The sequence below is a fragment of the uncultured Maritalea sp. genome, from assembly GCF_937139385.1.
GTDB lineage: Bacteria > Pseudomonadota > Alphaproteobacteria > Rhizobiales > Devosiaceae > Maritalea > Maritalea porphyrae_A.
Genome location: NZ_CAKZPW010000026.1, coordinates 1 through 8921, shown reverse-complemented (window position 1 = coordinate 8921; position 8921 = coordinate 1). Strand labels below are relative to the sequence as shown.

Here is an 8921-nt window from a genome sequence, read left to right as displayed (position 1 = left end):
CCAAAATATCAGAGGTGAGGGGGGGCACCAATTGGGGTAATTGAGCGGCCACCAAGCCCTGCGCCCTTGCGAGCAAGGGGGGCAGTTGGAGCGGCTTTGGTGGCTTGTCGTCATTGGCCGGGGTTAAGAGTTTTGGCGACTGCGTGGGTTGCGTAGACTTGACGCCGTGTTTTTGCACGCCAGATTTCTCGATCCGCTGCAAATGCTGGCGTAAATTGATTAGCTCCTTGTGTTTGTCCTTGTGCATAACCGTCTGGCCTTAAAAGGGTGGTTTGGTCTTATTGTCGGATTTTCGAACTGCAAAACCGGCATTCATTTTTGCTGGTAATGCTCCATGTCCTTGTTCCGACTCTATAAATTCCAGACTCCCTAAATGTTCATGTTTTGTTCTAGTTGTCAATTTGAATGTGAACAAATGGATGTAACAGCGCGTTGCATTTGGGTGAAAGGTTAGACGCGCGCTCTTATACGTAATTCCTTTCTTGACGCTACAAGCCCGAAACGACAAATTGCACTCGATTTTAAGTCATATTTTTGGAGTTTTTATGCTGAGCATAGAGATCATCAAGCGCAGCTTTTTTGCCACGATCAACAATTTCGACACCATTTACAAAATATCGGCTTTTTGGGTGCCGCTGATGGTCATCGCAGGCCTACCTTTGATCACAGCTGGATCGACAAACGATGTTTACACGGGCGCGGCCATGCCGTGGATCATGAGCCAAAGTTGGCCGATTTGGTTGCCACTTGGTGCGCTGATGATTTTTGTCACAATTGTTGGGGCAGCAATTGTTGCGATAGCATGGCATCGGTTCTTGGTACTCGGGGAAGTGCCTAAAAAGGTTATCGTTTGGCCAGAAGGATGGCCCGTGCAGCGCTATTTTTGGACGGGTGTGGTCCTCTTCATCGTCCCTATGATTTTGGCTATACTTGTATCAACATGGGCCGTCGTTAGCAGTGCTGAAAATGGAGCAATACCAACACAACCGCAAACTGGATTTGACGTCTTTTGGCCAACCTTTGCGGGTAATTTTGTCATTTATCTCGTGTTTCTATTTTGGGGGCTCAAGCTCCCAGCTATCGCGCTTGAAAAACCGACGCACCATAAGCCATTGTCATCTTTCAAATTCAGAGACAGCTTCCATTATACACGTCAGCATTTTGTCCAAATACTCATCCTAGCTCTCGCGTTTTCCTTCATCCTGACTTTGATTAATTCACTACAGGCCGTAATTTTTGGAGCAAGTTTAATCACGGACCTTAAAACGGCCTTGGGTGCCATATTGTCCACGTTACTCAGTTATCTCTTGATGTTCTTTACGGTTGGTCTTTTGTCAGAGTTGTACAAAGCTTTGGTGCAAGAAAAGCAAATGCAAGAGGTGCAGGCCTAGTCAAACACCACATGACCTAGTTTTTCTGGATTGCGGATAATGTAGAGCTGTTTGATTTGGCCGTCTGTCGTCCAGGCTATCGACCAAGCTTGTACGTCGTTTTTATCTTCGCGGATCAATATTCCAGGGGTGCCGTTAATGGTGATCAATTTAATATCACTAGGATTGGGACGACCAAATTTTTCACCAAGGCCGAAAAAGAAACGCATGATTTTCTCCCGGCCATAAATAGGCAAAAGCGTGGCGGATTTGACGCCACCGCCATCGGTGACCAACACTGCATCTTCAGCGATAAAGTCCACAAATTCACTCAACTCGCCTGTTTTAAGGGCGGCCAAAAATGACGTCACCAATGGCTCATTCGTTGACATGGGCAAAGCTGCATCCCCTTCGCTGCGCACTTTTTGACGGGCGCGGGAGGCGAGTTTGCGGCAAGAGGCCTCAGTGCGATCCAGTGTTTTAGCGATTTCGTCAAACCCAAGATCAAACACATCATGTAATAAAAAGGCAGCGCGTTCGGGAGCGGATAATTTTTCCAAGGTCAACATCAACGCAAAGGAAATATCGTCTGCCTTTTGTATCATCTCATCGGGGCCAGTGGATTGATCTGCGACCAATGGTTCGGGCAGCCATGCGCCCACATAGGTTTCCCGCTTATGCTTAGCGGATCTAAGCTGATCCAGCGATAAACGGGTAATAATGGTGGTGAGGAAAGCTTGCGGATTATCGACAGCAGTGCCGTCCACCTTGCTCCAGCGCACCCAAGTATCTTGCACCATATCTTCCGCATCTGCCACTGAGCCGAGCATGCGGTAGGCAAGGCCAAAAAGCCGTTTGCGTTCATTTTCGAACATCTCGTCTTGGTCCAAATCTGACATTACGCCCTCCTTCACTAGCAATAAGACGATTGGGCCATAAAAATGTGACCATGCCGGTCACAAATCTACGGGCTGCTGCGTCTAGACTTTAAACGAAGGAGAAAAAGATGGCACGAGCAGTGCAATGGATTTTTGTTGGCTGGTTCCTTTTGCTGGCGGGTTTTATGTTTTTTACCCCCATGGTTTGGTATCAAACAACGCCTGGTGTGGTGCAAACCGGACCGTTTAATATGCATTTCATTATGGATATTGGCTTGGTGTTTTTAATGAGTGGCTTGGCCATGGCATATGGATTGGTGCGGCATGATCAAACCGCCCTAGTGTGCGGTGCTTTGTGGCCGGCTTTACACGCCGCATTTCATATTTTCATTTGGTTTCAACGCGGCATTCCGCTTGATTTTATTGCCGTCAGTAATCTTTTTGGCATTCAGTTGCCCGCTTGGGGCGCGTTGTTGCTTGCCTGTCAGTCCCCTAAAAGGAGCTATCGCCATGCTTAAAACAGTTTTGCACAAAAGTACCGCCAGCTTTGAAAAGCAATATGATTATGACGCGAGCTATATGCATCAAATCATCGACAAATCTAAAGGCGGTGGGTGGCGTTTAGGCTTGTTGCCGATCTTAAGTCTTTATAGGGGCCCAAAGGCCGCAAAAGACGTGTGGGCAGGCGCGGCGCTGGCGTCAACACTTGATGCTGATTGTGGGTCTTGTGCGCAATTGATTGTGGATCAAGCGATTGAAATTGGGGTGGCTCCCAAGGAGCTTGAACAATGTGCAAAAGGCCATGCCGAAACACCAAGCGATTGCGGTTTGGGTTATTTATTTGCGCAAAGTGCAATTGCTGGTGGGGCGAATACGGCTGAGTTGCGGGCTGAAATTGTCCGGCGGTATGGCGAAGAAGCGGCAGTGGCCGCCAGCTTTGCCGCGGCTTGTGGGCGGATATATCCAGTGCTCAAACGCGCAACGGGTGATGTTGCGGCCTGCGCAATATTGCGTTTTGGCCCCGAAACTCAAATCGCGGCTGAGTAGTTTAATCCATTGCTCCTCCCTCAAATTTTGCTATTCTCAAACTACCTTGAGGGGGGAATTTATGAGCGATCAGGGACTAGAGGCCTATCAGCCACCAAAACTGCCAAGCGTAAGAACCATTCATTTTTCAGATGTGCGCGCCGCATTGCTTGCTGGTTGGCAAGACTTTAAAAAAGCGCCCCTATTGGGGCTGTTTTTTGGCGGGTTTTATGCCGTTGGCGGACTGGCGATTTGGGCCGGTTTGATGGTTTACAACATGCCTTGGATGATTATTCCGTTGGCCATCGGCTTTCCCCTGGTTGGGCCATTTGTGGCGGTTGGTACTTATGAAGTGAGCCGCAGGCTGCTCGCCGGTGAGCCTTTGGTTTGGCGTCAGATATTCTTTTTGATTCTCGGACAAAGGGAGCGGCAGCTGGGTTGGATGGCTTTTGTCGTGCTGTTCATCTTTTGGATTTGGGTCTATCAAATTCGGTTGGTGATGGCCTTGTTCTTGGGGTTCAAAACATATTCGTCACTTGGCGAGTTTTTGAGCATCGTCACCACAACGCCTGAAGGGCTAGGCTTTCTGGCCGTGGGCACGATAATCGGGGCGTTGATTTCATTTTCGCTATTCGCCGCAACTGTTGTGGCCATGCCTTTGTTGATGGCGAGGGATATCGATTTTGTTTCTGCGATTATTGTAAGTTTCAACGCCGTACGGATCAACTTTTTGCCCATGCTCGGGTTTGCGCTGGTTGTTGGTGGCCTCACCCTTGTTGCCATGTTGCCCGCTTTTATGGGGCTTTTGGTGGTGTTGCCTGTGTTGGGGCATGCCACATGGCATCTTTATACAAAGGTTGTCGTGCACGCGTAGTGGACTGATCTCAGCCCATATCAGCATTTCGAGAAACTGATGAAACCAATTGATTGGGATTGGGGTGGTTGACGCACGTCAAGGCGCGCAACCATCCTTTCAGCTATGGGTGGATTGTTGGGGACTGTAGCGCGCGAGTTGGCTCGAAATACTTGCTGCGCGGTTCCTAAGAAACGAAAGGAAACCAAGCCATGCAAGCTCAAGACATTATGACAGCCAAGGTTATTTCTGTTGCAACATCTTCCACCGTGGAGCAGGTAACTCAGCTAATGATCAAACACCATATTAGCGCTCTGCCCGTGGTGGACGAAGCGGGGGTCGTTCAAGGCATCGTTTCTGAAGGCGATTTAATGCGGCGAGTGGAAGGCGCAAATGATCGACCAAAATCTTGGTGGTTGCGTATGGTTTCAAGCCGAGAGGATACTGCCCAAGATTTTGTTGCGCTGCGCGGGCGACACGTTGAAGACGTCATGACGAAAAAGGTCATTTCGGTTGAACCTGATATGCAAGTGGGTGAAGTGGCACGCCTGTTGGCTGAAAAGCACATAAAACGCGTGCCTGTTGTCAAAGATGGCAAATTGCTTGGTATCGTAAGTCGCGCAAATTTGATGCATGCCTTGGCGGCAACGCCAAAAAGAGAAATCAAAAGAGATGCTACCGACCTTGAGAAGCGCTCGATTATCCTTGAGGCCTTGTCCGAAGTGCCAGATTTGAACATCAACCACCTCAACGTCATTGTTGAAGGTAACCAAGTTGATGTTTGGGGTGTTGCGTCGTCGCAAGCTGAAGAAAAAGCGGTCAAAGTTGCCGTGGAAAACATCGCTGGAATAGAAAATGTGACGTACAACTTGGGTCGATTGCCCGGTTATGCTTGGGGGATTTGATCAATTCATCTCTTAGTGGTTGCAGAGCCGAAAAGCCGTCTGGCTACGGCCTTAAAACACTAAAATGGATTGACTTGAAAGGTTCCTTATCTCGTTGATACTTATACCGGTTATTGGTTTCTCGGCGTGATTTCTTCTGCCTGATCTTAGCGCAAAGTCTAAGGGGGGTTGTGATAAGGCGCTTGACAAGTTTTCAAATCGATATCAGTTTGTGCGCGTAACCAGGGGGGCTCTGACAAGGAGCTGAGAGGTCGCTGGAATGGGTTTCCATTCAGCGCGACGACCCTTTGAACCTGATCCAGTTAACGCTGGCGTAGGGACGGTCATCTTGCGTTTTCCTGTCGCCCAAAATGGGTGAAATCTAAGCCGCAACTGCACTTTCTTGAAGCCTAAGCCGTTGAATTGGGTCCCACTTTTAAAAAAAGGGGCGACCTTAATGAACGCTATTACTCCTCAAATCACCACCGGGCCATTGCCGGCCTCGCGCAAAATTTACAAACCTGGCAAAATTCACCCGGACATTCTGGTGCCCATGCGTGAAATCGCATTGAACCCAAGCGCCAATGAGCCTCCAGTTGTGGTTTACGATAGTTCGGGCCCATATACAGCAGATGGATTTTCCAACACGATTGAACAGGGTGTGCCCCGATTGCGTGAAAGTTGGATTGAGGCACGCGGTGATGTGCAGACCTATCAGGGGCGCGAGATCACCGCGGCGGATAATGGGTTTGTGTCAGATGCAAAACTGACCCCACAGTTTCCGAACCTGCATCAACCTAAGCGCGCTAAGGATGGCAAAGCGGTCACCCAGTTGGCTTATGCACGCGCTGGTGTGATTACACCAGAAATGGAATTTATTGCCATTCGTGAGAATTTGGGGCGGGCGGAACTCAAAGAAAAACTTAAGCGTGACGGCGAAGATTGGGGCGCATCTATCCCTGATTATGTGACGCCTGAATTTGTGCGCGATGAAGTTGCGGCGGGTCGAGCAGTGATCCCGGCGAACATCAACCACCCCGAGGTGGAGCCGATGATTATTGGGCGCAATTTCCTAGTGAAGATCAACGCCAATATTGGCAATTCGGCGGTCACTTCTTCCATGGAAGAAGAGGTGGACAAAATGGTTTGGGCGATCCGTTGGGGTGGGGACACCGTGATGGATTTGTCCACCGGCCGCAATATTCACAATATCCGCGAGTGGATTATCCGCAATTCACCAGTACCCATTGGCACCGTGCCGATTTATCAGGCGCTCGAAAAGGTCAATGGCATTGCTGAAGACCTGACGTGGGAGGTTTATCGGGACACCTTGATTGAACAGGCTGAGCAAGGGGTGGATTATTTCACCATTCACGCTGGGGTGCGTTTGCACTATGTGCCCTTAACGGCGGAACGCGTGACGGGCATTGTGTCGCGCGGCGGCTCAATCATGGCGAAGTGGTGCTTGCATCACCATAAGGAGAGTTTTCTTTATGAGCATTTTGAAGAGATTTGCGATATTTGCCGCAAGTATGATGTGTCGTTTTCGTTGGGTGATGGGCTGCGTCCGGGCTCGATTGCCGATGCCAATGATGCGGCGCAATTTGCTGAATTGGAAACCCTTGGCGAATTGACCCAAGTGGCATGGGCCAAAGACTGTCAGGTGATGATTGAAGGTCCGGGTCATGTGCCTATGCACAAGATCAAAGAGAATATGGACAAGCAGCTTAAGGTCTGTGGCGAAGCCCCGTTTTATACGCTTGGGCCGCTGACCACTGATATTGCGCCGGGATATGACCATATTACTTCGGGAATTGGTGCGGCAATGATCGGCTGGTTTGGAACCGCCATGCTTTGTTATGTCACCCCGAAGGAACATTTGGGATTGCCGGATCGTGACGATGTAAAGGTTGGGGTAATCACCTACAAAATTGCAGCCCATGCGGCGGATTTGGCCAAGGGGCACCCCGCCGCCCAAATACGCGACGATGCGTTAAGTCGGGCGCGGTTTGAGTTTCGTTGGGAAGATCAGTTTAACCTCTCGCTTGATCCTGATACGGCGCGGGACTTTCACGATCAAACCTTGCCCAAAGAAGCCCATAAGGTGGCCCATTTTTGTTCCATGTGTGGGCCAAAGTTTTGCTCGATGAAGATCAGCCACGACATTCGATCTGAAGCCAATGAAGAGGGCATGGCGGCCATGGCTGAAAAGTATAAATCGGGTGGCAATTTATATATGACGCCTGAGGAACTTGAAGCGCTCAGCGGGAGCTAGGGCCATGCGGGTCACCATATTGGGGGCCGGCGTTGCTGGCCTCACCGCCGCCACCGAATTGGTGGCGCGCGGGGTTGATGTTGAAATTGTGGAGCGTGGCGCAGCGCCCGGCGCACAGAGTTGCTCGTGGTATGCGGGGGGCATGTTGGCCCCTGAATGCGAGGCTGATATGGCTGAGCCGATTGTGGTTGAGCTGGGGCGCGAAGCATTGGCCTGGTGGCAAAAATATGTGCCAGACATTGTGCAACGTGGCTCAATTGTTGTCAGCACAAGTCGTGATCGCAACGAATTGAAGCGGTTTGGTGCGCGTACCAAATGCCACCAATGGCTGAAGCAAAAAGAATTGGCAGCGCTGGAACCTGATCTAGGAGAGCGGTTCGCCGAAGCGCTTTTTTTCAAAGATGAAGCGCATATGGACCCGCGCGCGGCCCTGTTGGCACTGACCCAACATCTTTGCGAACAAGGGGTGAAATTTCACTATGGGGCAACGCTTGAGGACGTGACGCCGGGTGGCAAAATCATTGATGCGCGGGGATTGGCGGCACGCGATTTCTTGCCCCAATTGCGTGGCGTGCGCGGTGAAATGCTGGTGGTGAAATGCGATGATGTTCAGCTAAGCCGCCCGGTGCGGCTCGCTCATCCGCGGTTTCCGGTTTACATCGTGCCGCGTGGCGAAGGCCTTTATATGATCGGTGCGACGCAGATTGAAAGCGAACGGGCTGGCGGTGTGAGCGCAAAGTCGATGGTTGATTTGATCAATGCAGCTTACGCGGTGCACCCCGCTTTTGGGGAGGCAGAAATTGTGGAAACTGGAGCCCAATTGCGCCCCGCGTTCCCAGATAATTTGCCTCGGGTGAATTGGGTCAATGATCGATTGCACATCAACGGACTTTTTCGACACGGATACTTGTTGAGCCCAGCCTGCGCGCGCATGGCGGCGGATATTCTTTGTCGTTCAAATCAACCAGCGGAGTTTATGGATGAAGATCATAATCAATGGGCAACCGCTTGAGGTTGAGGCAAAAAGGCTTGATCAGGCGATGACCGAATTGGGCTTTGCCGAGCAACGGGTCGCCACCGCTTTAAATGGTGAATTTGTTCCCCAAAGCGATTGGCCAAAGACGGCTTTAAGTGCAGGTGATGCGCTTGAGGTGCTTGCGCCCATGCAGGGGGGGTGAGGCGAATGGTTTCATTTTATGGCACTGAAATTACCTCACGCTTGTTGTTGGGCACCGCGCTTTATCCTTCGCCACAGGTTTTGGCAGATGCGGTAAAAGCGTCGGAAACACAAATTGTAACTGTGTCGTTGCGGCGTGAAGGCGGGCCTGAAGGGGCAGGGCAGAGCTTTTGGCAATTGATCAAAGGCTTGGGCGTTAAAGTGCTGCCCAATACGGCGGGATGTCACACGGTCAAAGAAGCGGTGACCACAGCAAATATGGCCCGTGAGGTGTTTAAAACCAACTGGATCAAACTTGAGCTGATCGCACAAAACGACAGTCTTTGCCCCGACGTTGTGGCGCTGGTGGAAGCGGCCCGTATTTTGAGCGACGAGGGATTTAATGTGTTTCCCTATTGCACCGAAGATTTGTCGGTGGCCGAGCGCTTGCTGCGCGCGGGGTGCGAAGTGCTGATGCC

General features: G+C 50.7%; 10 protein-coding genes, 1 pseudogene and 1 riboswitch. Of the genes and pseudogenes, 9 read left to right on the top strand and 2 right to left on the bottom strand.

Annotated features, from left to right (window positions below):
• Positions 1-247: hypothetical protein (locus tag Q0231_RS01130; protein ID WP_299343931.1), on the bottom strand; the 247-nt coding region annotated here is incomplete at its 3' end.
• Positions 248-545: 298 nt separating this feature from the next.
• Here Q0231_RS01130 and Q0231_RS01125 point away from each other — a divergent pair.
• Complete coding sequence (locus tag Q0231_RS01125; protein ID WP_269393516.1) at positions 546-1391, top strand: hypothetical protein; 846 nt, start codon at positions 546-548, stop codon at positions 1389-1391.
• Here the strand turns inward: Q0231_RS01125 and Q0231_RS01120 are convergent.
• Positions 1388-2269: a sigma-70 family RNA polymerase sigma factor gene (locus tag Q0231_RS01120; RefSeq protein WP_269393517.1), complete on the bottom strand. Its 882-nt coding sequence runs from the start codon at positions 2267-2269 to the stop codon at positions 1388-1390. The two genes, Q0231_RS01125 and Q0231_RS01120, sit on opposite strands and share 4 nt — an antisense overlap.
• Positions 2270-2376: 107 nt before the next feature.
• Between Q0231_RS01120 and Q0231_RS01115 the strand changes: the two genes are divergently transcribed.
• From Q0231_RS01115 to Q0231_RS01080, 8 genes and pseudogenes are all read left to right on the top strand, one after another.
• Positions 2377-2766 (top strand): hypothetical protein, encoded by a 390-nt coding sequence (locus Q0231_RS01115; protein WP_269393518.1) that lies wholly within the window; start codon positions 2377-2379, stop codon positions 2764-2766.
• Positions 2759-3295, top strand: coding sequence for a hypothetical protein (locus Q0231_RS01110; RefSeq protein WP_299343925.1), 537 nt, complete (start codon positions 2759-2761; stop codon positions 3293-3295). Before Q0231_RS01115 ends, Q0231_RS01110 begins: the two co-directional genes overlap by 8 nt.
• A gap of 61 nt (positions 3296-3356) precedes the next feature.
• Positions 3357-4148, top strand: coding sequence for a DUF2189 domain-containing protein (locus Q0231_RS01105; RefSeq protein WP_299343922.1), 792 nt, complete (start codon positions 3357-3359; stop codon positions 4146-4148).
• Between the two features lie 191 nt (positions 4149-4339).
• Positions 4340-5032: a CBS domain-containing protein gene (locus Q0231_RS01100; protein WP_299343919.1), complete on the top strand. Its 693-nt coding sequence runs from the start codon at positions 4340-4342 to the stop codon at positions 5030-5032.
• A 213-nt stretch (positions 5033-5245) separates the two neighbouring features.
• Positions 5246-5370: riboswitch (TPP riboswitch) on the top strand.
• 98 nt (positions 5371-5468) lie between these two features.
• Positions 5469-7286 (top strand): phosphomethylpyrimidine synthase ThiC, encoded by a 1818-nt coding sequence (gene thiC, locus Q0231_RS01095; RefSeq protein ID WP_299343916.1) that lies wholly within the window; start codon positions 5469-5471, stop codon positions 7284-7286.
• Between the two features lie 4 nt (positions 7287-7290).
• Positions 7291-8298 (top strand): glycine oxidase ThiO, encoded by a 1008-nt coding sequence (gene thiO, locus Q0231_RS01090; RefSeq protein ID WP_299343913.1) that lies wholly within the window; start codon positions 7291-7293, stop codon positions 8296-8298.
• Positions 8267-8464: a sulfur carrier protein ThiS gene (gene thiS / locus Q0231_RS01085; protein ID WP_299343909.1), complete on the top strand. Its 198-nt coding sequence runs from the start codon at positions 8267-8269 to the stop codon at positions 8462-8464. Before thiO ends, thiS begins: the two co-directional genes overlap by 32 nt.
• A gap of 5 nt (positions 8465-8469) precedes the next feature.
• Positions 8470-8921, top strand: a pseudogene (locus Q0231_RS01080) (thiazole synthase); the annotation flags it as partial.